This is a genomic window from Shewanella sp. ZOR0012 (assembly GCF_000798835.1).
Taxonomy (GTDB): Bacteria; Pseudomonadota; Gammaproteobacteria; order Enterobacterales; family Shewanellaceae; genus Shewanella; species Shewanella xiamenensis.
Window position 1 is genome coordinate 1,020,938 of sequence record NZ_JTLE01000094.1, and the last position, 22,905, is coordinate 1,043,842.

Here is a 22,905-nt window from a genome sequence, read left to right on the forward strand (position 1 = left end):
CTTAAACCGCCTGTTTTTTAAATAATTCTCTAAAGACAGGGTAGATATCTTCGGCTTGACGAATATGTTGTACCGCTATGTTGTCGTAGTGTTGTTTTAGGGATTCGTATTCACGCCACAGGGTTTGATGGGCACGATTGGTGATTTCGATGTAGCTGTAATAGCGCACCAGTGGCAATATTTTTTGTTCTAACCATTGCCTACAGGTTGGTGAATCGTCGGCCCAATTGTCGCCGTCGGATGCTTGCGCGGCGTAAATATTCCACTCATTGGCAGGGTAACGCGCCTGTTGAATTTCGTGCATTAATTTCAAGGCGCTCGACACTATGGTGCCGCCAGTTTCCTGGGAATAGAAGAACTCATGTTCGTCTACTTCCTTCGCTTGGGTATGGTGACGGATATAGACCACCTCGAGGTTTTTGTAGGTACGAGTGAGGAACAAGTACAGCAAGATATAGAAACGTTTCGCCATATCTTTTGTCGCTTGATCCATCGAGCCTGATACGTCCATTAAGCAGAACATGACCGCTTGGCTTGAGGGCACCTCGCGCCTTGTAAAGTTGTTGAAGCGTAAGTCAAAGGTATCGATAAACGGTACTTTAGCAATCTTCTGCTTTAACTCCTCAATTTGTGCTTTTAAATCCAAAATCAGCTCAGCTTTTGTTCCAGGTATATTTTCAAGCTCTGCCAGTTCCTGTTCCAACTCTTTGAGCAATTTCTTTTTACTCGCCGACATGGCGATACGGCGCGCCAAGGATGAACGCAGTGAGCGCACAATATTGATATTGGCAGGCACCCCATCATTGGTGAATCCCGCACGGTAGATTTGATACTCAACGAGCTTGTTGAGACGGTTTTTTTGTAGATTCGGTAGCTCTAAATCTTCAAATAACAACTCAAGGTATTCATCCTTTGAGATTTCAAATGCAAAGTCATCATTACCTTCACCTGAATCGGAGGCATCACCTTTACCCGCTCCGCCGCCAGCACCTCCCGGTGGTCTGTCAATTTTATCGCCACGGGTGAATTGGTCATTCCCTGGGTGAACTCTGTCTCTTACGCCTCCTTTACCTTGATGGAACATAGGTTCACTGATATCCCGTGTGGGAATACTGATTTTTTCACCTTTATCTACATCCGTTACACTGCGACGCGTGACGGCATCGCTGACGGCTTTTTTGATTTGTTGCTTATATCGGTTGATAAAGCGTTGGCGGTTGACTGTGCTTTTTCCTTTCGCATTCAACCGTCTATCGATAAAGTTCGCCATATGCACCTCCCAAACCCCAGCGAAGGCTTTGGCAACACCAAAGCCTCGTTTTTAGTGAGCGCAAGTTAAGAGGATTTACGAACCCGTAAATACCACTCAGACAGGAGTCTGACTTGTTTTTTGGTATAGCCTTTCTCCATCATTCGATTGACAAAATCATCGTGTTTACGTTGATCGTCAGTCGAGGTTTTGGCGTTAAAGGAAATAACTGGCAGTAAGTCCTCTGTATTCGAGAACATTTTCTTCTCGATCACAGTGCGTAGTTTTTCATAGCTGGTCCACAGTGGGTTATGGCCCTCATGACTTGCGCGAGCGCGCAGGACAAAGTTGACAATTTCGTTACGGAAATCTTTTGGATTACTGATGCCCGCAGGTTTTTCGATTTTTTCAAGTTCGGCATTCAGTGCGGCGCGGTCAAACAACTGGCCCGTTTCTGGATCCCGATATTCTTGATCCTGAATCCAAAAATCGGCATAGGTGACATAACGGTCGAAGATATTTTGGCCGTATTCAGAGTAGGACTCTAAATAGGCGGTTTGGATTTCTTTACCGATAAATTCGACATATTTAGGAATTAAATAGCCTTTTAAAAACTCCAGATAACGTTCGGCGGTATCGCTAGGGAATTGCTCCTGCTCAATTTGCCGTTCAAGCACATAGAATAAATGCACTGGATTAGCGGCAATTTCGGAATGGTCAAAGTTAAATACCCGTGACAGGATCTTAAAGGCAAAACGGGTAGAAAGACCGTTCATTCCCTCATCGACGCCTGCATAATCGCGATATTCTTGGTAGGATTTTGCTTTAGGATCAGTATCTTTTAAGCTCTCACCATCATAAACTCGCATTTTCGAGTAGATAGAAGAGTTTTCTGGGACTTTGAGCCTTGATAGTACGCTAAATTGCGCTAGGGTTTCTATGGTTCCGGGGGCGCAAGGTGCTTGAGATAGCTCAGAATTTTGTATGAGCTTTTTGTAAATCTGCAGTTCTTCTGATACCCGTAGACAATAGGGCACTTTGACAATATAAACCCTGTCGAGGAAGGCTTCGTTGTTCTTGTTATTTTTAAAGGTTGACCATTCTGACTCGTTAGAGTGTGCCAAAATAATCCCGCTATAGGGCAGGGCAGACAAGCCTTCCGTGCCGTTATAGTTACCTTCTTGCGTCGCGGTCAGCAGTGGATGTAGCACCTTAATTGGCGCCTTAAACATTTCCACAAACTCCATTATCCCTTGGTTAGCGCGACATAATGCGCCGGAGTAGGCATAGGCATCGGCATCATCTTGGGAGTAATGTTCCAGTTGACGAATATCAACCTTACCCACCAAAGAGGAAATATCTTGGTTGTTCTCATCCCCAGGCTCAGTTTTGGCAATCGCCAATTGATCGAGAATAGAGGGATAGACTTTGACCACGCGGAATTTAGAAATATCGCCGCCAAACTCGTGCAGACGTTTCACCGCCCAAGGTGACATGATGGTTTTGAGATAACGGCTGGGAATATTGAATTCATCCCGCAATAGTTGACCATCTTCGTCCACATCGAAGAGACAGAAGGGATGATCATTCACGGGGCTTCTTACCCCATTAGCGCTCAGAATATAAATGGGCACTTTTTGCATCAATGATTTAAGTTTTTCGGCCAGTGATGACTTACCGCCACCGACAGGGCCGAGTAAGTATAAAATTTGCTTAGATTCTTCTAAGCCTTGGGCTGAGTGTTTTAGGTAGGCAACGATTTGCTCAATCGCATTTTCCATACCGTAAAAGTCTTTAAATGCGGGATAGCGTGAGATGAGACGATTCGAAAAGATACGGCTTAGGGTTGGATTTTTAGCCGTATCGATAATTTCAGCATCACCGATGGCGAGCAGTAATCGCTCAGATGCTGACATATAAGCACTGCGATCTTCTTTACAGATATCCAGAAATTCCTGCAAAGTGTATTCTTCATCGAGTTTTTGTTCGTAGCGCTTTTGGTAATGCTCGAAAATGCCCATATAAACCCCCTGAAACGCCAGTGATGTTATGGAAGGGATAACTGATTTTTCAGCTTCCTACACTAATCTTAGACACAAACTTGCTTGCTGTGTCAAAAAAATATCAAATAAAAACAATAACAAATGATTGCAATTGCAATTATTGCACTTGTAGTTATCAGGTGAAGTTTAACGGGAAGTCGAAGATGAATGATTTTTGAGGTAATAAAAAAGAGCCACTTGGGCTCTTTTTAAGGATCGCTGAGAGACGATTAACCCGCGAAGTTTTGGTTCACGAAGTCCCAGTTAACTAATTGCCAGAAGTGGGCCAAGTAGTCAGGACGTACGTTGCGGTAATCGATGTAGTAAGCGTGTTCCCACACGTCAACAGTCAGGATTGGTGTCACAGTGCTGTCAGTCAGAGGAGTTGCAGCATTGCTAGTGTTGACGATAGCAACAGTGCCATCGGCTTTTTTCACTAACCAAGTCCAAGCGCTACCAAAGTTGTTTACCGCAGAATCGGTAAATTGTGCTTTGAATGCATCGAATGAGCCGAAAGCCGCGTTGATGGCATCAGCCACAGGACCTGTTGGCTCACCGCCAGCGTTAGGCGCTAAGCAGTTCCAGTAGAAAGTGTGGTTCCAAACTTGAGCTGCGTTGTTAAATACGCCACCAGTAGAAGTTTTGATGATTTCTTCTAAAGATTTGCCTGCGAAATCGGTTCCTTCGATTAAACCGTTTAGCTTAACAACGTAGGTGTTGTGATGCTTGCCGTAGTGGTATTCAATGGTTTCTTGAGAAATGTGTGGTTCTAGTGCGTTCTTTGCATATGGTAATGCGGGTAATTCGAAAGCCATTAGTATCTCTCCATGGTCTTAGGTTATCGTTTTTTAAACGTGCTCACTGGACACTATTGTACCGATAAAATTTGTGATGTGAATCATTGTTTGGCTAATTGATTAGATAGGAGTCATCGAAAAACTAATTGCAGGCCATAACCTTACAAACTGTGGGATTTTGTTCTGTGCTTAGCTGTCGTACAATAGCCAGCATTGAGTCAATGTCATCATACTTAGGAATTAAAATGGAAACAGTAGAGAAAATTAAACAGCAGATCGCTGAAAACCCAATCATTGTATATATGAAGGGTTCTCCTAAATTACCTAGCTGTGGTTTTTCATCTCAGGTAGCCCAAATCATGATTAACTGCGGCGAGCAGTTTGCGTTTGTGGATATTCTCCAGCACCCAGATATTCGTGCTGAATTACCTAAGTATGCAAACTGGCCAACCTTCCCACAACTGTGGATTGAAGGCGAGCTGATTGGTGGCTGTGATATCGTGGTTGATATGTACCAAAAAGGCGAATTACAGCCATTAATCAAAGCGACTGCAGAAAAGTACAAAACCGCAGAGTAATTACTCGTAACAGAGCGATGAAGAATAACAAAAAGCCGCTAAGTGAATAACTTAGCGGCTTTTTTATTGCGATATTCCTACTGAGTGAGGAATTGAAGGGCAACACTTAGTGTGATGCCGCATCTCGATCGTGGTGTTTGCTCGCAGGTAATAGCAGATTCATGGTAATGGCGACAATCCCGCAAAGACTAATGCCTGTAAGGCTAAATGAACCAATACCAAAGGCCATACCGCCAATACCGAAGACTAAGGTGACACCGACAATGCTTAAGTTACGCGGCTCGGATAAGTCCACGTGATTACGGATTAAGGTATTTAATCCTACAGCGGCAATTGAACCAAATAACAAACACATAATGCCGCCCATAACTGGAACGGGGATAGTTTGCATCAGTGCCCCTAATTTACCTACAAACGCCAAGGTAATGGCAGTGATGGCTGTCCATGTCATGATCCTTGGGTCGAAGTTACGGGTTAAGGTGACTGCACCTGTGACTTCTGAGTAGGTGGTGTTTGGTGGACCACCGAAGGCCGCTGCGGCGATTGTTGCTACGCCGTCACCAGTTAAGGTGCGGTGCAGGCCAGGTTTTTTCATAAAATCCTTACCTGTGACATTGGAAATAGCCAAGATGTCACCGATATGTTCAACCGCAGGAGCAATGGCAACAGGGATCATAAACGCAATGGCATGCCAGTTAAATTCGGGGGCGACAAATTTTGGAATGGCGATCCAACTTGCAGCAGTGACTACCGCAAAATCGACGATACCAAATGCTAGACTCAGGCTGTAGCCAACGATAATGCCTGCAAGAATGGGCATCACCTTGAGTAACCCTTTAGCAAAAATCGCTACGGCAATGGTGGTACAAAGGGATACCAGCGAAATGATTAATGCCGTATTGGTTGCGACTAAGGTTAGACTGCCGTCGCCACTTTTGCCCAGCGCCATATTCACGGCAACAGGCGCTAAGCCCAGGCCAATGATAATGATGACGGGTCCTACAACTACAGGCGGTAACAGCCGATGAATAAAGTCAGTGCCGCGTACTTTAACTAAGGCGCCTAGGCATACATAGACCGCGCCTGCGGCCATGATACCGCCCATGGTTGATGGGATCCCCCAAGTTTGTACCCCGTAAAGGATCGGGGCGATAAAAGCGAAGGAGGAAGCCAGAAAAATAGGCACTTGGCGTTTAGTGATTAATTGAAATAGTAGGGTACCAATACCTGCGGTAAAGAGTGCAACACTGGTGTCGAGCCCAGTTAACAGTGGCATCAGTACTAGGGCGCCAAATGCGACAAACAGCATTTGTGCGCCCTGCAATGGAATAGCAAGTCGTCTCATTTATTATTCTCGTAAATTTAGGGTAAACCGCGAGATGATAACAGTTTGTTGCAATATGATCTTTATTAAATGATGTATTTGCGGGTGGCGATCACTGTTTTATGGCTTGTCAGAGTAGCGATCCTTATTCAGATTATCGAATAAGGCTAAGACTCGCTAAAGGCGCGAACTATGGTACAATTTGCACTATCTGATGTTACTTCAACTACCCAAAGATGCTGAAATTTCTATTAAAGCCAAGCTTAGTCGCGTTTTTATACTGCCTGTTTACCGTTAATAGCCTGCAAGCTGTTGAAGTGAGTAAATTAGATGAGGCCGATGTACCGGTCACTTCCCGTGCGGTTCCAGAGCGTAATAGCGCGCTGAAAACCGCTTTAGAAAAAGTGATCATTAAAAACACGGGGACGGCCCGTTCTTTGGACAATAGCGTGATCCAATCGCAGTTAGCCAATCCTGATGCCTTGCTAAGTCAATTTGGTTATGTTGAACAAAATGGTCAATTGCTGCTGAAAGCAAATTTCGAGCATAGACGGATTGTGTCCTTGTTGCGTCAAGCACAACTCCCTGTATGGGGCACCCAGCGTCCATTGACCCTGTTTTGGGTGGCGATGCCCAGTGAAGGTGACACCATTCTATTAAGTGATTCTTCCACATCGATCGAGCGTCAGTCGTTTAGCTCTTTCTCTGATGAACGTGGGATACCTGTGCTATTGCCGATCCTCGATCTTGATGAACTCATGGGGATTAACCCGAACGATGTCAAAGGCATGTTTGCAGATATCGTGGCCAGTGTCTCTGGACGTTATCAAGCTGATTTCTTAGCGCTTGTTGCCATTGAGCCAGCAGGGAACCAGGTGCGTTATCGCTTAAATCTGTATTCTAAAACTACGATTGATTCACTAACGCCACCATTATTTAGTTTTAATGGCAGTGCCGAAAATAGTGCGCAGGCGATCACAGCGATGATGGCTGCTCTAGGGGATTACTATTTTACTAAGTATGCTATTGCGGATTCTGGAGAGCAGGTTGGCGCCAGTGTGACCTTTGTGAACATTGATAAAATGGCACAAGTTGCCGAGGTAGAAAAGTATTTAAAACAACTGAGTGCGGTTAAGAATGCGACTTTGTCGCGCATTCAAGGTAACACTGTGACTTTTTCGTTAGATCTATTTGGCTCACAGACAGACTTTGAGCGTTTATTAAGTTTAGAGCCGAGAATTTCGGTGGTCGCTCCTGGAGAGTTTTCCGCCAGTGCGAGCCCTGCGGGTAAAACTGTCTATCAATGGCGGTTACCTTAAACTTCCCTCGTAGAGGCTGGGAAATACTCTACCCAGTCGCGTGGGGTTGATAATTTATTGATATTGAGACGTACGAGTGCCATTAAACTCACCGCTACAACTTTCATTGCCGGTTTATCTGCCAGACGATGAAACTTTTAATAGTTATTATCCTGCAGCGGGTAATGATGAACTTATTCAAAAGCTGCGCGCTAATGCTGAGGGGCATGGTGAAGCGGCTATCTATGTTTGGGGACCCGTAAAATCGGGACGTACTCACTTAATGCATGCCGCCTGTGCCCATGCGAATGAGCTCGACCGCCGCAGCTTTTATCTGCCACTTGGGATCCATGCGAGTATTTCGACGGCGCTATTAGAAGGTTTGGAACAACTTGATTTGATTTGCATTGATGATGTGGACGACATCGCAGGCCACCCAGTTTGGGAAGAGGCGATTTTTGATCTGTATAATCGTGTTGCTGAAAATAAACATTGCGCGCTGGTGGTGAGTGGTCGGTCTTCGCCTGCGGATGCAGGGTTTTTATTACCCGATTTAGTCTCAAGAATGCAGTGGGGACTCAATTATCAACTCCAGCCTATGGCTGATGATGAAAAACTCGCAGCATTGCAACGCCGTGCTGCCATGCGTGGGCTGCAATTACCTGAAGACGTTGGACGTTTTTTGCTCAACCGAATGGCAAGAGACCTTCGTACTCTGTTTGATGTGTTAGATAAACTTGATAAAGCATCTTTAGTGCATCAGCGCAAACTCACCATTCCTTTTGCAAAAGAAATGCTGCACCTCTGAGCCGATACCGTATTAGCAAAAAGCCCGTCGCATAATTACGATGGGCTTTTTTATATCTCCAAATGAGCTGAAATACTGAAATCTTGTCTATCTGCTCGCTTAGATCAAGTGACTACTGCTGCGGATGGCGATGACGATCGCCACTGAAGCGCAGCTCTGGCTCGGCTATGCTATCGCGACTGGCTGCGGTACTACTTTGTTGTCCTTTCACAATGGCAGCATTGGGCGATATCCCTAATGTTTGACGCCAGCTTTGCCCTTGGGTCATCGGGATGGGTTCGGGCAGGCTTGCTAGCAAGGTAATACCATCTAACTCGGGTAACATACCATCGATCACTAAGGCTGCACGGTTGAGCAAATTATCGGCGCCAATGCGGCCTCTTTGTCCCCAGTTGACGATAATCGTATCCGCGGTGATTACATCGGGTGCATTTGTCACAGCTACATCCCGCAGGATCTGATAGCGATAGCTCATCATCGCTTCTTCAAATAGCATTGCAGTGTCTTCGCGGGTGCTGGAATAATTGTAAAAATCATTGGCGATATCACCGGAGAAAAACGTACTGACATCCGAAGGTTGGTAGGCTTTTTGGGTGGCAGTGGCTTTCGCACCCAAGAAGCTCACTCCAGCAAGCCCAGTCATTTCGGTACTCGTGAGGGGATAACTGCGGCTTACTTGATCTGAAATCAAACTCTTACTGGCATTTCGGCGACTATAGTCATCCAATAGTCTTGGACCTGTAAGTGATGCGTGCACGCTTCTTGGGAAGAAGTCATTAGCGTGAGCGAGCTCATGGTATAAGAGTGAGGCGAGGTCAGGGTTAATTTGAGCCAGAGTCCGTGTGGCGCGCGTAGTGATTGGGAAGCCCTGTGAAGCATATTGATTATTTTTAACGTAACGCCATGGCATGATGAAATTCAGCTCATTGCCAAAGCTACTGCGATAATCTGGCGCTTCGTTGATGGTATCGCGCTGCATAGGTGTCAGCCAAAGGTCGTTGGGGTCGAGATAAATCGCCCCTGTAACAACCCAATAGAAAGATGGGCGCACATCATAACTAATCACCACTGCGGTGACCGATTGTAGCAGGCGGGCAAAGTCACTATTAGGATCCATCTGCCGTAAAAATGCGGCAAAATTGTCCCCCATCCAATCGTGGGACACTAATACCCTATCAAGAATCGTATCGACATCAAGGTTATCCGAAACTTGGCCTATGAGTGGCAATTGATTGATTGTACAAGCCTCTTTTAACTGATTCGAGTACACACAGCTCGTTAACGCACTGGCATAAGGTGAGGTTGGATGATAAGCATGAGTACGCGCAAGTGGCGTATCAAAGTAACTGGAGCTTATCGTGGGCGCTGCCGTGGTTAATACAAAGGCTTCATCTGTCACTACATTACCGTTAATCGTGGCTGATGCCCTAAGACGGGTTAAGGTATCTTGAGCAACAGCGGGTGCGGTAAAGAGGGGTCTAAAGGGATCGCTTATGTCAAGGCTGACATCGGGGCCTTCGGTGATACACCAATTGATATTGGCGGCACTGAGGCCGGCTTGCTGACCAATTCGCAAGCTCACATCGTTACCCTCAACGGCTTGATGATCTTGACGAATATTCAGCAATCCGCCCGTGTTGTTATCGGCATTAATGCTGATATCACCCGTCACATTGGTATTGGCGCCGGTGATTTGTAAGCGAAAGCGGTAGCTGCCCGCGGCTGGGAGCTCCATCGCTAACACAGGACTATTTTGACTAACGAGTTCAATGTTGGGGCCTTCGAGTTGTTGCCAACGGAAGGTGAGATCCTGCGAATCGCGATTACCTAGACTGGCAATAATGGCACTGGATTGTCCTACACCGTATTGAGATTCCGTCTTAAACCGAATTGCACCAGTATCTGTGGTCACTAATGGTGTGACTGAGGTACAACGTGGCACATTGGTTGTGGGAGGTGTAACGGTGCCGCCATCGCTGTTGCTATCACCTCCGCCGCCACAGGCACTCAATGTTGCTGCTGCGGCTATGATACTGAATCGACGAATTGGGCCCCATATTTCCATCATGACTCACTCCAATTAATTCGCTGTTATTGTTTGTTTTTGTTGTTTGACAGGCACGATTCACCGTCATTTATTGGTACAAAAAATGACTATAGCACGCTCTTTTAGTTACAAAAAGCGATCAAAGGTAGCTTAAATGTATAGATTGTTTGTAGTGATTATTGGAGATAGGCGGGGCATTGATCATTTTGACTAAAAACGGATGGACTGACGCAGAGAGTGTGTCGGGCAACAAAAAGCGCGGTGTAAATCAACCGCGCTTTACTATATTCGGAATATTAGTCTTGCTTATCGGATTTTTTCTTCAGACCTAGGCCGAGTTCACGGCCACGGATACGAGCATAAAACGGGAACGCGACTAACAGCGCGCCAATGAGCAGGACCTCAATAATGGCAAAGGCCAATGCATCGGTCGTGACATACAACAAGGTGAGGGCGTGCAGCATATATAAGCATAAAATAAAGCTCGCCCATGCGTAGGTGTAAGGATTACCTTTTAAAATGCCTTTGATGGGAAGCAATAAAGGCACTATCCATAATAGGCTGAATAATAAGGTATATTCTCCATTTATGCCTTGACCAATAAACCAGCCGCCCAGCAGCAGAACAAGGGCAAGGTAGCCTAAGCGGCTAAGTGTCAGTAGAGAGCTTGAGGTCATGATTTTCCTAATCTAAACATCTTGGAACAGTGGTGAAATAGCCTGAACAACTTAGAGAATATTCAGTACATTTTCCGGTGGACGACCAACGGCTGCCTGTTGATTAGCCAGTACGATTGGGCGTTCAATCAATTTTGGCGTCTTGACCATGGCGTCGATAAGTTGTTCTTCGGTTAAAGCCGGATTGGCAAGACCTAGTGCTTGATACTCGTCTTCCTTAGTGCGCATTAACTCACGGGCGCTGAGTTTGAGCGTGGCTAAAATTCCACGAATATCAGCGGCGCTTGGAGGATTTTTAAGGTATTCCACTATTGTGATATCGCAGCCTTGTTGCTCGAGTAGGGCTAAGGTTTCGCGGCTCTTTGAACAACGTGGGTTATGGTAAATCGTTGCTTGGGTCATAGTTCTCATGCTCAATCGGCTAAAACAATGGCGCGGATGATAGCAGAAAAAACAGCGCCCCGTCAGGGTGTTCGGGGCGCGATTATCAGGGATTAGCAATAGATTAAATAACAGAGCCGATTTTACTTTAGGGCATCCATCTCTTTATCCGCTTGTTTAAATTGACGGATACGTGCTTCGATTCGCGCCAGTTGTAATGGATTACCTTCCGAGGCGCGGTAAGCAAAGTTAAGCTGATCGATAGCGCCCTTATAGTTAGCGCCTAGCGCCATTAACTCGGCATTGGAGAAATACTCCATCCCTTGGTTACCAAGTTTCTTGTAGGCAAGATTTAGCAACTGATAGGGCAGTTGATTCTGCTTATCGAGGAAAATCATATCTTCGAGCAGCGGAATCGCTTTAGCGGGGTCACCAGCCTCGATATAGATATTGGCTAAGTTAGCGTTGATCACCTGCGAAGTGGGTTTCATCTTCCGCTGAGTTTCGAGTAACTTAGTTGCCTGGGCATAATCCTTACGTTCGTTAAGCAAATCCGTCTTAGTATCGAGATAAAACAAGTTGTTATCATCGATTTTTAATAGTTCATCGACAATTTTTTCGGATTCATCAAACTTCTTCAATCTAAACAGTGCTAATGCTTTGCCGTAGAGGGCCGCCTCTTTAAAGCTGTAGGTTTGCTTATTGAGCTGCTTTTCAAACATACTTAATACCGCATCGTCGCTATAACTGGAAAAACGCACCTGAATACGGGCTTTAGCGAGCTGGAAGTTCAGATTATCCGGCACATAACGGTGGGGATATTGCTGGGCACGATCCCGCGCTTCGGAAATCCGTGATTCAGGTAAAGGGTGGGTTAACAGCATTTGCGGTGGCGTAGTCGTAAAACGATAACGACTGGCGAGTTTGCCAAAGAAATCGGCGGAGGCATTAGGATCAAATCCCGCATCGACTAAAATTTGCATGCCGATACGATCGGCTTCTTTTTCATGCAGGCGGGTATAGTTGATTTTTGATTGTGTCGCCATGGCTTGGGTGGTTGCCAACGCGGCCATCCCTGCTTGAGGAACTGCGATCGTTAATAAAATGGCGCCGAGTAAACCAGCAACAGTCGCAGGTCCGGTCTTTTGCTGTGCTTCGAGGGAGCGTGCTAAGTGACGCTGGGTCACGTGGGTGATTTCATGGCCTAATACTGAGGCCAGTTCACTTTCGTTATCAGCATTAAGAAATAGCCCTGTGTGCACCGCAACGTGGCCGCCAAAGAAGGCAAAGGCGTTGATTTCATCATTTTGCAGCAAGAAGAAATAAAAGGGCGTTTTGACTCCCGTGGCGTGGGCGACCAATTTGTTGCCCAGTTCAGTTAAATATTGGCTCAATACCGGATCGTTCAGCATGGGCGCCGATGAGCGAATAACGCGCATATAGGCATCGCCATAGACCATTTCTTTTTCTAGGCTGAAGGTATTGACGGCGGCGGTACCCAGATCGGGCAAGTCGTTGTTGGCAAAACTCTTTGCGGCTCCACCGAGTAACATTAATGAAAGCACACTCGCCGCAAGGGGTTTACATCGGGTCAAAAACGTCAAATTACGCAAGTGGATCCTTTATTTCTTTTAAGTGTCTCAACTAAGGCTTAGGTAGCCCTTAGCTTGTAGTTTGAATTGCAACTTAGGATAATAGCCCAAGTTCGTTCATAGCAAGTTCATTATGATTTTTATTGATTTAACATCATTGCGCTGCCCCGTTCCCTTGGTTAAGGTCAAACTTGCGTTGAAGTCTGTGTCTGCTGGTGACAGCTTACATATCCTACTCTCAGACCCAGGTTCCCGCCGAGATGTTCCCACTTTTTTAAAAAAACAGGGGCATCAGGTCGTGACGTTACACGATGATGCGAGCCAGTTAGGCCTATTAATTACAAAAGTTGATTTATCGCAGGGATAATCATACACAAAGCATGATTCAATGCCGCAGTCAAAATGGCGAGTTAGCTAGCTGACTGCAACTTAACCTAGGCTTGTCAGTCATAGTTAGCAGTTAACTGATTTTCAAGCATATACACAGTTAATCTACTGCGATAAGGTTAACTCATAAGTCACTTTCCTGCCTGTTGGGAAAGCCAACCCCCATTGGAATGAATGCATGTTTAGTTTTTTTTCTCGTTGGTATCAAGAGCGATTTAGTGATCCACAGGCTGTCACCTTATTGGCCATTCTAGTGGGTTTAGCGTTAGTACTTTATTTTGCTGGTGGTTTGTTAGCCCCGCTACTTGTTGCTCTGGTGTTGGCTTTTTTACTCGAATGGCCCGTGGCGCAAATGCTGAAATTGGGGATTAATCGCACGACGGGGGCCTCCTTAGTACTCGTGCTGTTTTTAGGGATAGTGGTGCTGCTGACCTTTGGGCTAATCCCCAGCGTGTGGCGTCAAGGGGTAAGTCTGATGACGGATTTACCGAATATGATAGATAAAGGGCTACTGACCTTGCAGGGGTTAGCGACCCAGTATCCTAAATTTATAAGTACTGAACAGCTTGATTTAATGGTCTCCGAGTTGAAGAAATTACTTGATACCCAACATGTGCTCGACATTGCGAAACAGCTGATTGGTTACTCTGCGTCATTATTGGTGCTGATGGTGTACGCTATTTTAGTGCCATTGTTGGTGTTCTTTTTTCTTAAGGATAAAGATCAACTGATCCGCGGTAGTAAGCGTTTTTTCCCTACTAATCGACAGCTGGCCCGCAAGGTATGGTTTGAGATGCACCAACAGATCTTTAACTATATTCGCGGCAAAGTGATTGAGATTGTGATTGTCGGAGTAGCGAGCTACATCTTCTTTGCCTTTATGGGGCTGAGATACTCGGCCTTACTGGGGGTGTTGACCGGGTTGTCGGTGTTGATTCCCTATGTGGGCGCGACCTTAGTGACTCTACCCATTATGCTGGTGGCCTTTTTCCAGTGGGGTTTTAGCTCTGAGTTTGGTTATTTAATGCTAGGTTACGGCATTATTCAGGCCTTGGATGGTAACGTACTTGTACCTATCCTGTTTTCCGATGCGGTGGATTTGCATCCGGTGATCATTATTGCTGCTGTGTTAGTTTTCGGTGGTTTATGGGGCGTTTGGGGTGTGTTCTTTGCCATTCCATTAGCCTCCTTGGTGAAAGCGGTGATCAATGCTTGGCCTAAAACCGAGATTGAACCTGTGGCGATAGCGCAGGTGAAGGCGGATTCGGCAGAAGCCTAAGCCGCTGGTAATAGGTAAAAACTAATAGTTCAAAACTGGGCACGAGTGCTCAGTTTTTTTATCCGCTAACTATTTGTACTAACAATTGTTTTACTCACTCTTGCTGCACTCATTATTGCTGTAATAGATGCTGTGCGGTGGCGGCAAGCGCCCGATAAACCAAAGTGGTTTGTTTGGCTTTGATATTCCAATGCTGCCAATAGAGGGGCACCCGAATGCGTTTTTCTGGGGTGAGCTCAATTAATATGCCTTTGTCTATCAAGGGTTTTGCCTGTAAGTGACCCACTAAACCGTAACCCAGACTTAAGTTAATCGCCTCTAAAAAACTCTCCGATGAGGGAATACTGTGTTGCCACCATTGACCTGGCAACATTTGAAAATACTGGGCGAGATACTTTTCATGCATTTTATCTTTGGTCGAAAACACCACGGCCGGGGCTTTCGCAAGCTGCGCTTGGGTTATTTGAGCGCCGACATTATCGCTATTTTTTGCCCATTCGAAATAACGCGCCGCAAATGCTGGGGTGGCGACGCACATATATTCCATGGTTCCTAAAAACTCGCTGCTACAACCGGCCATGGGGTTGGCTGTCGTGGTCACGCAACCGACGGCCTCACCGTTTTTCAATAGGTGATGGGTGTAGGACTCATCATCGACAATCAATTCCAGCAGCCAGGCATGTCGGCTGAACATATCGGCCAATGCGGGCAAAAACCATGTCGCTAAACTGTCGGCATTGACTGCAATTCGCACCGTCGTGGGATGATTTGGGTCATCGGCATCTAACTCGGCTCTCAATTCACTCTCGAGTAGTTGCACCTGTGAATAGTGGCGCAATAAACGCTTCCCTGTTGGGGTCGCCACCACGGGCGTTGAGCGGATAAGTAAGGATTGGCCGACTCGTTCTTCTAATTGCCTAACGCGCTGTGACACCGCCGATTGGGTGATATGCAACACTTTGGCGGCGCGCTCGAAGCCGCCTTCGGAGACGACGACCGCAAGCGCTTTAAGATTGGCGTATTCCAACATGATTGCCGTCCTTAAGGTTATTAATTTTACTTATGATACATAAAAAACATTAGTTATATTAATTTTGTTGTTTTGTCTATGCTAGCGCCTTCTTCAGACATGAGAGGTAGTTATGCAAACGGCGTTTATACAAGGTATGGGCATTGGTGGTAGTTTGATCATTGCCGTAGGGGCGCAAAATGCCTTTGTGCTAAAGCAGGGGATTAAGCGAGCTTATCCTTTGCCGATTGCGCTGCTTTGTTCAATCATCGATGCCTTAATGATCACTGCGGGGGTTGCTGGGCTTGGGCATATTATTGAAGCCTTCCCGACCATCAAACATGTGGCCAGTTTTGGTGGTGCCGCTTTTTTGCTTTGGTACGGAGCCAATGCGCTTAAGGCCTCATTTGCCGCTAAAGGGATGGAGATGGATAATGCGCAAAATGCCGACACTTTGCGTAAAGCCATGCTGACCACGCTTGGGATCAGCCTGCTTAATCCACACCTTTATTTAGATACAGTCGTGCTGCTGGGGAGCATTAGTACTCAGTTCGAAGATGCCCATCGTCCTTGGTTTGGTGCGGGTGCGGTACTGGCTTCGTTTATTTGGTTCTTCAGCCTAAGTTTTGGTGCGCGTTTATTGGCGCCGATATTTAGCCGCCCAGCGGCGTGGCGATACTTAGATCGTTTTATTTGGTTGACTATGTGGAGCATCGCCGCGGCAATTATTTGGCCATATATGACGGTAAATTAATGTGCCTTTTTGAAGTTTTATGGCTGGTTGTCATGTTCAGGTCGAAGGGGCTAATCCTTCGACCTTATTCATATTAAGTTCAAATGGTTAAATCTACATATCGAAGGGAGTATGGGGTAGCGCACACGGCGGAAATGTTGATCTAACCGTTGAGTGTGCTTGATTTGTTTATCCCTCCCATTGAAATTACGCCAATAGGCACCATTTAATATTTATTGCTTAAGTTTTTACTAAATGGATTGCCGTTGAATTTTAGTCACATCACTTGGCTTGATGATAAAGGCCATATTAAACCGCCGATTTTTTTATATGTGATTTTGGCATTCCTCGCGCGAGGCTGGTGTATTTTTATAGCCTCCTTGACTCAAGCCAGTGATAGAGCGGAATTGGTGAGGCTCTTTTATCCTGAAAAATCAGACTTTTTACTTGCACTCGCGGCAGGTCTTGGTGCTGTAGTGCTTTATTTTGTCGTACTTGCGGAGCGGCGCCGCTCGCCCTCATGGATTCGGCCGTTGTTTGTCCATCTCAAATGGGGACTGTGGTTATTATTATTAGTTGATGCGGTTTTACTGTCTCAGCGGTTAATTCACGGACAGTTTTTATTCCATTGGAGTTTGGCACTCGATGCCTTGGTGTTGTTTTGGTCCTGTCTTTATGTCTATCAGTCAAAACGACTGCCTTATTATCTCACGGATTGGCCGAAGGAAATAAAAACTTAAAAAACATTAGTCTACATCTCTTTGTTATTACAGATTTTTATATCTTATTCGATGAAGTTAGCATAATTTATGTGTTCTATACCTCAGTTTGATAAGCATTTTTTCATCAACAGCTTACTGATTTTGCTGAATCATCTATAGTTATATGTACTTAGCTTAAATGTACGCGCCAAGAAGTCATATTGCGTTCTTACGTGCATGAAAGGAGTCATATTGCGTGGCAAAAGCAGATCATAGAAGACTATTACTTTCACAACTTCAACTAGGAATGCGGGTTAAGTTGCCTTTGTCGTGGACAAATCACCCATTCTTATTTAACCGAGTTGATATCAATAGTGCGGCTCAGATTGAGATGATCCGGGGGCTTGGTGTTCCCTATGTTTACCTCATTTCTGGCAGTAATGATGAGATTGATACTGCTGAAGAAGAGGTTGAAATTGAAGATATTGACGCCGCGCCACCAGAGCGAGATCTGAAAGCGGATACGCGTAAATCGATGCGATTAAGCCAAAAGCGATTTTTGGAGAGTGTTAATCAGTGTCGTAATATCTTTGGTAAGGTCGTCAGTGATCCCGAAGGGGCCTATCGATTATCGGCTGCTTTAGTTGAAGATTTACTCAGTCATTTACAAGAGGTGGAAAAACCCTTCTTGACCTTAGTCGGGATGGACGAAAAGGATGTGAGTGTGACCCAGCATGGGGTATCAGTGGCGGTGCTCGCCATGATGATAGGTCATGCACTGGATTTACCAGCGAGGGATTTGCGCGATATTGCCCTTGGCAGTTTATTCCATGATATTGGCAAGCTAAAAGTGCCCGATGTGATCCGTCGAAAGCGTGGTGCTCTGACTCCCCATGAAGCCAATTACTTACAGATGCATCCTAATTTTGGCTATGACATGCTTAATCGCTCTGGGTTGTTCCCTAAAGAAGTACTAAACATCGTGTTACATCACCATGAGTTTGTTGATGGTTCGGGTTTCCCTGATGGGCTCACAGGTCATAAAATTCCCATCGTCACTCAAATCGTTAGTCTAGCAAATGATTACGATCAGCAACTGAGTGGTCAGCAAGCTTCTTCTCCTCAAGTTGCCCTCGGTTACTTATTTAAAAATAGAGCCAGTAAACATTCGGAATCGTTGATTTCTGTCTTAGTCAAGATATTAGGTATTTATCCACCAGGGACCTTAGTTAAGCTATCGGATGATAGCGTTGCAAAAGTCATTATGACCACGAAAGAGGTGAGTCAGCCTCAGGTGTGGGCCTGTAAAGAAGATGGTAGTGAAGCTTCGTTACGCTTTTTAAGTGATGAGGGCGTGACAGTGCAAAAGTCTTTGCGAGTTGAAGATTTAACTGAGGGCGCAAGGCGAACATTGCAGGTCGATAAGGGGATTAGTTTTTATTTTAGTTCCTTACAAGCTTGAATCCCTTTACCAGAGTTCCGTATGCTATTGGCCAAAATATATTATTAGCAGTAAGTAGGTCAGAGATAATGGAACACACTGTGGTGGAGAAAAAGAGTGTTGCGGTTGTAGGCTGTGGGTGGTTCGGTTTTGCGCTCGCAAAACAACTTGTTCAAGCTGGTTATCGCGTGACTGGGGCTAAGCGCCAGTGTGAGGATCTTCCTGCGTTAACACACGCGGGTATTGAGGCATTCAAACTACAACTTGGTGATGAGGCTGATATTGTTCCTGATGCACAACTGTTGCAAGACTTATTTCAGACAGACTTTCTTGTTGTTAATATTCCTCCTCGTCTAAAGCATGGTAATACAGCTTATCTTAACGAACTAAAACAACTCATCGACTTAACCCAAGGCTGGCAATATCAAGGCATAGTGTTTATTAGCACCACGGGCGTTTATCCCTCTCTTGATAAATCCATGACCGAAGCCGATGCCCAGGCCGAGTCACCTTCAGCGCAGGTGTTGCTGGATGCTGAAGCTTTATTTGCTCACCAATCTAATACTTGCGTGGTGCGTTTTGCTGGACTCGTTGGACCAAAGCGTCATCCGGGGCGTTTTTTTGCAGGCAAAACCGATGTGGCTGGTGGTAATGTTGCAGTCAATCTCGTGCATTTACAGGATTGCGTCGCGGCAGTCAGTTTAATTATTGACACTAAGCTAAAGGGAGAGAAGATCGCCTCTATCTTTAATCTATGCGCGCCAGAGCATCCATCGAGAAGCGAATTTTACGGTGCTGCGGCTCTGTCACTGGGATTGGCTGAACCGCAATTTAATACCCAGCTGCAACCCAGCAAAGTGATTCTGGGGGATAAAATCGTCCGCGATCTGGGATTTAAGTATCAGTTTACCTCCCCACTTGCGATGCTAGCGGCCTGTTAGCGGCGGATTTACCACCTATTGTTAACAAATGTTTAAGAACAATGGCCATATTTTGAGGTATCTTAATGGCTTGTGCCTGTTGCAAACGACTTACGATTCAATGATGCGTGTTAATCATTCACTAATAAGAAGAGAATATATGAAAACCCTAACTAATCTTGTTCGACCTTTGGCTGCTTTGGCCTGTGGATTGGTCTTAAGCGCCAGTTTTGCGCTGCAAGCGGCCAGTTTTGAAGAAGGGAAGGATTATGTCACTGTCGCAGGAATGAGCGAGGCGCAAAAGCCTGTGCTGCGAGAGTTTTTTTCCTATAACTGCCCACATTGCTACAAACAGGAACCCTTTGTCGCTTCCACGGTAAAACTCTTGGGCAAGGATGTAGCCTTTGAACGTACGCCTGTGGGGGCGGGTCGTCCTGCGTGGGAACTGAGCCAATTGGCTTATTATATCGCGCAAAAGCTCAATATGACCAAGCAAGTCCATGAGGCGATTTTTAAACAAATTCATGACAAGGGTGAGCAATTTACCCGCCCTGAGCAAGTGAAAGCCTTTTTTGTGGCTCAAGGTGCTAAAGCTGATGATGTGGATGCGGCGATGAATTCTGTTGACGCTAAATTTTCACTGATGAGTTACGATTCGCAAGCGGAATTGGCTGGGATTAAAGGTGTGCCATCATTATTGGTAAATGGCCGTTATTTAGTCACGTCTAAGGTTCATACTCCTGAAGAATTGGCCGAGTTAGTGAAGTACTTAGCCGCTAAATAATAACGTTGATACTGGCGTCTATGCTGGCGCCAATTTATCGATTTCCCATAACCCAGCCATGCTGGGTTATTTTTTGCCTGTCTGCTGACAAATCTAAGTGGTGTAGATTGAGATGATTGCTCTCGTATTACACTCGAAGTAATACGATATTTTGTTTACATGACAGGCTATTACTACTTTCTAGTTGTTCCACTTATCACGCTAATTTGTCTCTTTCTAGCCTTAAGTTCTTCGACATTGGTCTAAGTTGCTCAAAAAACGACTTTTACAACAAAATGTAAAAACATTGTTAAGTTGATGGTTCTAAATGATATTTTGTATTTTGCTATGTGAGGTATTTCGCAAATTAGACTAAGGTCTTGATTGTGGTCACTCCAGCTGTTGCTAGATTTAACGAGACTTAAAAATAAAACAGCACAGGGGAGTCGCTATGGCGTTTGAAAATAATGATAAAGCAAAAGGTTACTGGAACGAGAATTTACGTCTGGTTTTGGGCCTATTAGCTATTTGGGCCGCAGTTTCGTTTGGATGTGGCATTCTATTGGTTGATGTACTCAATGAAATCCATTTTATGGGATTCAAATTAGGTTTCTGGTTTGCTCAACAGGGATCGATGTATGTCTTTGTTGCGCTTATTTTTGTCTACGCGGCAAAAGCCAACGCCTTAGATAAAAAATATAACGTACAAGAAGACTAAGGAGCACAGAGATGGGTGTACAAGGATTAACTTATCTGATTGTGGGGCTGTCGTTTGCCCTCTATATTGGGATTGCGCTCTGGACTCGCGCAGGTTCAACTAAAGAGTTCTATGTAGCGGGTGGTGGTGTTCATCCCGTTGTAAACGGCATGGCAACCGCCGCCGACTGGATGTCTGCGGCATCTTTCATTTCGTTGGCGGGTATTGTCTCTTTCGTCGGTTATGACGGCAGTGTGTACTTGATGGGGTGGACCGGCGGTTACGTTTTATTAGCCCTGTGTATGGCGCCATACTTACGTAAATTTGGTAAGTTTACCGTGCCTGATTTCGTGGGTGAGCGTTATTACTCCCAAGCGGCGCGCACGGTAGCTGTTATTTGCGCCATCTTCATTTGCTTTACTTACATTGCTGGCCAAATGCGCGGAGTGGGCGTGGTATTCTCGCGCTTCCTTGAGGTAGAGGTAGATACCGGCGTATATATTGGTATGGCCGTAGTGTTTTTCTATGCGGTACTCGGTGGTATGAAAGGGATTACATATACTCAGGTGGCCCAATATTGCGTACTGATCTTCGCCTTTATGGTGCCTGCAATCTTCCTGTCTGTGATGATGACGGGTCATATCATTCCTCAAATTGGTTTTGGTGCTGAGTTACTCGATGCTGCGGGGAATAATTCTGGCGTTTATCTGTTAGAGAAACTGAATAATCTCTCTGTGGATTTAGGCTTTGCCCCTTACACCGATGGTTCTAAGAGCATGATCGACGTGTTCTGTATTACTGGTGCTTTGATGGTCGGTACAGCGGGCTTACCCCATGTTATTGTGCGTTTCTTCACCGTACCGAAAGTGAAAGATGCTCGTATATCAGCGGGTTGGGCATTGGTGTTTATCGCCATCATGTACACCACAGTTCCTGCATTAGCGGCATTCTCTCGCGTCAATATGATCGAAACCATTAACGGCCCAGATCAAAAGGGTGTTGCCTATGAAACTGCGCCTGATTGGATCAAAAACTGGGAAAAAACTGGTCTGATCAAATGGGATGACAAAAATGGTGATGGCAAAATCTACTATGCCAAAGGCAAAATGGAAGATGCTGCTAGCCCTAACGAAATGAAAATCGACAACGACATCATCGTATTAGCAACGCCAGAAATCGCGAATCTGCCAGCTTGGGTGATTGCGCTGGTAGCTGCCGGTGGTCTCGCTGCGGCGCTATCTACCTCTGCGGGTTTGTTGTTGGTTATCTCAACATCAGTGTCACACGATTTAATGAAGAAAAACCTGATGCCAAATATTTCTGACAAGAAAGAGTTAATGTACGCTCGACTTGCTGCTGGTATTGGTATTGTTATTGCGGGTTACTTCGGGGTTAACCCTCCAGGATTCGTGGCGGCGGTGGTGGCATTCGCCTTCGGTTTGGCTGCGTCATCTCTGTTTCCTGCAATCATCATGGGGATCTTCTCTAAGACCATGAATAAAGAAGGTGCTATTTCAGGTATGGTGCTTGGCTTATTCTTCACCGCTGGTTATATCATCTACTTCAAGTTTGTTGATCCTACTGCAAACGTGCCTGCGAACTGGTTTCTTGGTATTTCGCCTGAAGGTATCGGTATGGTGGGCATGCTAGTGAACTTTGTGGTAGCAGCTATTGTCTGCAAACTGACCGCAGCGGCACCAGCTCATGTGCAGGAAATGGTTGAGTCTATCCGTTTCCCTAAAGGGGCGGGTGAGGCCAGCGGCCACTAACTTTCACCTAGATTAAGAGAAAAGGACGCGTTTGCGTCCTTTTGTTTTTGGTGGTGTCAGTGCAGAGTTTGAGCCTGACTTTAGTCGTATATGGCCCAACAATCGAGCGCGTTATAGTGAGATAAAATTCACCTAAAATAAGGTGTTGCTATGAACGCCAGCGAATTACAACCCGTTGTGCAGTTTTTAACGTCTACAGCTCCCTTTGATACTTTGCCTGACGAAACCATTCGCCATTGTGCTAAGTCAGTCATCGTCGGGTATTACAGTAAAGCCTCAGGGTTTGTGACCTTTGATGCCGATGCGCCGAAATTGTATTTGGTCCGCAGCGGTGCCTTTGAGGTGCGCGATCCCGAAGGAGTATTAGTGGATCGAGTCGCCGAAGGGGAGTTTTTTGGTTTTTCGACGCTATT

The 22,905-nt window shown here is 45.6% G+C and carries 21 protein-coding genes and 1 pseudogene; 13 read left to right on the forward strand and 9 right to left on the reverse strand.

Features of this window, described 5'->3' with window-relative positions; translation table 11 throughout:
* Window position 1: 1 nt before the first annotated feature.
* The 3 genes from L976_RS06175 to sodB form a co-directional block, all read right to left on the reverse strand.
* The gene (locus L976_RS06175; protein ID WP_047535224.1) at window positions 2-1,270 is read right to left on the reverse strand and encodes a YeaH/YhbH family protein; all 1,269 of its coding nucleotides are present in this window, start codon (window positions 1,268-1,270) and stop codon (window positions 2-4) included.
* A gap of 65 nt (window positions 1,271-1,335) precedes the next feature.
* Entirely contained in the window at window positions 1,336-3,270 is a 1,935-nt protein-coding gene (locus tag L976_RS06180) for a PrkA family serine protein kinase (protein WP_047535226.1), read from the reverse strand.
* A gap of 251 nt (window positions 3,271-3,521) precedes the next feature.
* On the reverse strand, window positions 3,522-4,106 hold the full coding sequence (gene sodB / locus L976_RS06185) for a superoxide dismutase [Fe] (RefSeq protein ID WP_011622352.1): 585 nt from the start codon (window positions 4,104-4,106) through the stop codon (window positions 3,522-3,524).
* Window positions 4,107-4,333: 227 nt separating this feature from the next.
* Here sodB and L976_RS06190 point away from each other — a divergent pair, with 227 nt between their 5' ends.
* Window positions 4,334-4,666, forward strand: a complete 333-nt coding sequence (locus tag L976_RS06190) for a Grx4 family monothiol glutaredoxin (RefSeq protein ID WP_007649079.1) — start codon at window positions 4,334-4,336, stop codon at window positions 4,664-4,666.
* A 106-nt stretch (window positions 4,667-4,772) separates the two neighbouring features.
* Here the strand turns inward: L976_RS06190 and L976_RS06195 are convergent, their stop codons facing one another.
* Window positions 4,773-6,011: a uracil-xanthine permease family protein gene (locus L976_RS06195; protein WP_037426776.1), complete on the reverse strand. Its 1,239-nt coding sequence runs from the start codon at window positions 6,009-6,011 to the stop codon at window positions 4,773-4,775.
* A gap of 215 nt (window positions 6,012-6,226) precedes the next feature.
* On the opposite strand from L976_RS06195, the gene L976_RS06200 reads away from it, so the two are divergent.
* Window positions 6,227-7,309, forward strand: coding sequence for a DUF2066 domain-containing protein (locus L976_RS06200; protein ID WP_047535234.1), 1,083 nt, complete (start codon window positions 6,227-6,229; stop codon window positions 7,307-7,309).
* A gap of 76 nt (window positions 7,310-7,385) precedes the next feature.
* Window positions 7,386-8,096: a DnaA inactivator Hda gene (gene hda, locus L976_RS06205; RefSeq protein WP_047535237.1), complete on the forward strand. Its 711-nt coding sequence runs from the start codon at window positions 7,386-7,388 to the stop codon at window positions 8,094-8,096.
* A gap of 112 nt (window positions 8,097-8,208) precedes the next feature.
* On the opposite strand, the gene L976_RS06210 is transcribed toward hda, so the two are convergent.
* The 4 genes from L976_RS06210 to L976_RS06225 all read right to left on the reverse strand — a co-directional run bounded on the left by L976_RS06210 (window position 8,209) and on the right by L976_RS06225 (window position 12,814).
* Entirely contained in the window at window positions 8,209-10,161 is a 1,953-nt protein-coding gene (locus L976_RS06210; RefSeq protein ID WP_047540192.1) for a hypothetical protein, read from the reverse strand.
* 278 nt (window positions 10,162-10,439) lie between these two features.
* Window positions 10,440-10,820, reverse strand: coding sequence for a DUF2069 domain-containing protein (locus L976_RS06215; RefSeq protein ID WP_037426780.1), 381 nt, complete (start codon window positions 10,818-10,820; stop codon window positions 10,440-10,442).
* A 51-nt stretch (window positions 10,821-10,871) separates the two neighbouring features.
* Window positions 10,872-11,222 carry an arsenate reductase (glutaredoxin) gene (gene arsC, locus L976_RS06220; RefSeq protein ID WP_047535240.1) on the reverse strand — a complete coding sequence of 117 codons (351 nt, stop codon included), beginning with the start codon at window positions 11,220-11,222 and terminating at the stop codon, window positions 10,872-10,874.
* 122 nt (window positions 11,223-11,344) lie between these two features.
* On the reverse strand, window positions 11,345-12,814 hold the full coding sequence (locus L976_RS06225) for a beta-barrel assembly-enhancing protease (protein WP_047535243.1): 1,470 nt from the start codon (window positions 12,812-12,814) through the stop codon (window positions 11,345-11,347).
* 112 nt (window positions 12,815-12,926) lie between these two features.
* Between L976_RS06225 and L976_RS06230 the strand changes: the two genes are divergently transcribed.
* Both L976_RS06230 and L976_RS06235 read left to right on the forward strand, forming a co-directional pair.
* A complete protein-coding gene (locus tag L976_RS06230; protein ID WP_037419895.1) occupies window positions 12,927-13,160 on the forward strand; it encodes a sulfurtransferase TusA family protein in 234 nt (77 codons plus the stop codon).
* 198 nt (window positions 13,161-13,358) lie between these two features.
* Entirely contained in the window at window positions 13,359-14,459 is a 1,101-nt protein-coding gene (locus L976_RS06235; RefSeq protein WP_037419898.1) for an AI-2E family transporter, read from the forward strand.
* 112 nt (window positions 14,460-14,571) lie between these two features.
* Here the strand turns inward: L976_RS06235 and L976_RS06240 are convergent, their stop codons facing one another.
* Entirely contained in the window at window positions 14,572-15,489 is a 918-nt protein-coding gene (locus L976_RS06240) for a LysR family transcriptional regulator ArgP (RefSeq protein ID WP_037426785.1), read from the reverse strand.
* A 112-nt stretch (window positions 15,490-15,601) separates the two neighbouring features.
* On the opposite strand from L976_RS06240, the gene L976_RS06245 reads away from it, so the two are divergent.
* The 8 genes and pseudogenes from L976_RS06245 to L976_RS06280 form a co-directional block, all read left to right on the forward strand.
* Complete coding sequence (locus tag L976_RS06245; RefSeq protein ID WP_037419906.1) at window positions 15,602-16,222, forward strand: LysE/ArgO family amino acid transporter; 621 nt, start codon at window positions 15,602-15,604, stop codon at window positions 16,220-16,222.
* A gap of 245 nt (window positions 16,223-16,467) precedes the next feature.
* On the forward strand, window positions 16,468-16,941 hold the full coding sequence (locus L976_RS06250) for a DUF2919 domain-containing protein (protein ID WP_047535247.1): 474 nt from the start codon (window positions 16,468-16,470) through the stop codon (window positions 16,939-16,941).
* 217 nt (window positions 16,942-17,158) lie between these two features.
* Window positions 17,159-18,364: an HD-GYP domain-containing protein gene (locus L976_RS06255; RefSeq protein ID WP_037419911.1), complete on the forward strand. Its 1,206-nt coding sequence runs from the start codon at window positions 17,159-17,161 to the stop codon at window positions 18,362-18,364.
* Between the two features lie 68 nt (window positions 18,365-18,432).
* Window positions 18,433-19,284, forward strand: a complete 852-nt coding sequence (locus tag L976_RS06260) for an NAD(P)-binding domain-containing protein (protein WP_047535250.1) — start codon at window positions 18,433-18,435, stop codon at window positions 19,282-19,284.
* Between the two features lie 139 nt (window positions 19,285-19,423).
* On the forward strand, window positions 19,424-20,047 hold the full coding sequence (locus L976_RS06265; protein WP_047535254.1) for a thiol:disulfide interchange protein DsbA/DsbL: 624 nt from the start codon (window positions 19,424-19,426) through the stop codon (window positions 20,045-20,047).
* Between the two features lie 430 nt (window positions 20,048-20,477).
* The gene (locus L976_RS06270) at window positions 20,478-20,744 is read left to right on the forward strand and encodes a DUF4212 domain-containing protein (protein ID WP_011622295.1); all 267 of its coding nucleotides are present in this window, start codon (window positions 20,478-20,480) and stop codon (window positions 20,742-20,744) included.
* Between the two features lie 11 nt (window positions 20,745-20,755).
* Complete coding sequence (locus L976_RS06275) at window positions 20,756-22,492, forward strand: sodium:solute symporter family protein (RefSeq protein ID WP_037419920.1); 1,737 nt, start codon at window positions 20,756-20,758, stop codon at window positions 22,490-22,492.
* A gap of 150 nt (window positions 22,493-22,642) precedes the next feature.
* Window positions 22,643-22,905: pseudogene (locus L976_RS06280) on the forward strand (DUF294 nucleotidyltransferase-like domain-containing protein); the annotation flags it as partial.

Excerpts from the sequence above, each read along its gene's own strand:
- L976_RS06175 (WP_047535224.1), bottom strand. The coding sequence starts at position 1,270 with ATGGCGAACTTTATCGATAGACGGTTGAATGCGAAAGGAAAAAGCACA.
- L976_RS06180 (WP_047535226.1), bottom strand. The coding sequence starts at position 3,270 with ATGGGCATTTTCGAGCATTACCAAAAGCGCTACGAACAAAAACTCGAT.
- sodB (WP_011622352.1), bottom strand. The coding sequence starts at position 4,106 with ATGGCTTTCGAATTACCCGCATTACCATATGCAAAGAACGCACTAGAA.
- L976_RS06190 (WP_007649079.1), top strand. The coding sequence starts at position 4,334 with ATGGAAACAGTAGAGAAAATTAAACAGCAGATCGCTGAAAACCCAATC.
- L976_RS06195 (WP_037426776.1), bottom strand. The coding sequence starts at position 6,011 with ATGAGACGACTTGCTATTCCATTGCAGGGCGCACAAATGCTGTTTGTC.
- L976_RS06200 (WP_047535234.1), top strand. The coding sequence starts at position 6,227 with ATGCTGAAATTTCTATTAAAGCCAAGCTTAGTCGCGTTTTTATACTGC.
- L976_RS06210 (WP_047540192.1), bottom strand. The coding sequence starts at position 10,161 with ATGGAAATATGGGGCCCAATTCGTCGATTCAGTATCATAGCCGCAGCA.
- L976_RS06215 (WP_037426780.1), bottom strand. The coding sequence starts at position 10,820 with ATGACCTCAAGCTCTCTACTGACACTTAGCCGCTTAGGCTACCTTGCC.
- arsC (WP_047535240.1), bottom strand. The coding sequence starts at position 11,222 with ATGACCCAAGCAACGATTTACCATAACCCACGTTGTTCAAAGAGCCGC.
- L976_RS06230 (WP_037419895.1), top strand. The coding sequence starts at position 12,927 with ATGATTTTTATTGATTTAACATCATTGCGCTGCCCCGTTCCCTTGGTT.
- L976_RS06235 (WP_037419898.1), top strand. The coding sequence starts at position 13,359 with ATGTTTAGTTTTTTTTCTCGTTGGTATCAAGAGCGATTTAGTGATCCA.
- L976_RS06240 (WP_037426785.1), bottom strand. The coding sequence starts at position 15,489 with ATGTTGGAATACGCCAATCTTAAAGCGCTTGCGGTCGTCGTCTCCGAA.
- L976_RS06245 (WP_037419906.1), top strand. The coding sequence starts at position 15,602 with ATGCAAACGGCGTTTATACAAGGTATGGGCATTGGTGGTAGTTTGATC.
- L976_RS06260 (WP_047535250.1), top strand. The coding sequence starts at position 18,433 with ATGGAACACACTGTGGTGGAGAAAAAGAGTGTTGCGGTTGTAGGCTGT.
- L976_RS06265 (WP_047535254.1), top strand. The coding sequence starts at position 19,424 with ATGAAAACCCTAACTAATCTTGTTCGACCTTTGGCTGCTTTGGCCTGT.
- L976_RS06270 (WP_011622295.1), top strand. The coding sequence starts at position 20,478 with ATGGCGTTTGAAAATAATGATAAAGCAAAAGGTTACTGGAACGAGAAT.
- L976_RS06275 (WP_037419920.1), top strand. The coding sequence starts at position 20,756 with ATGGGTGTACAAGGATTAACTTATCTGATTGTGGGGCTGTCGTTTGCC.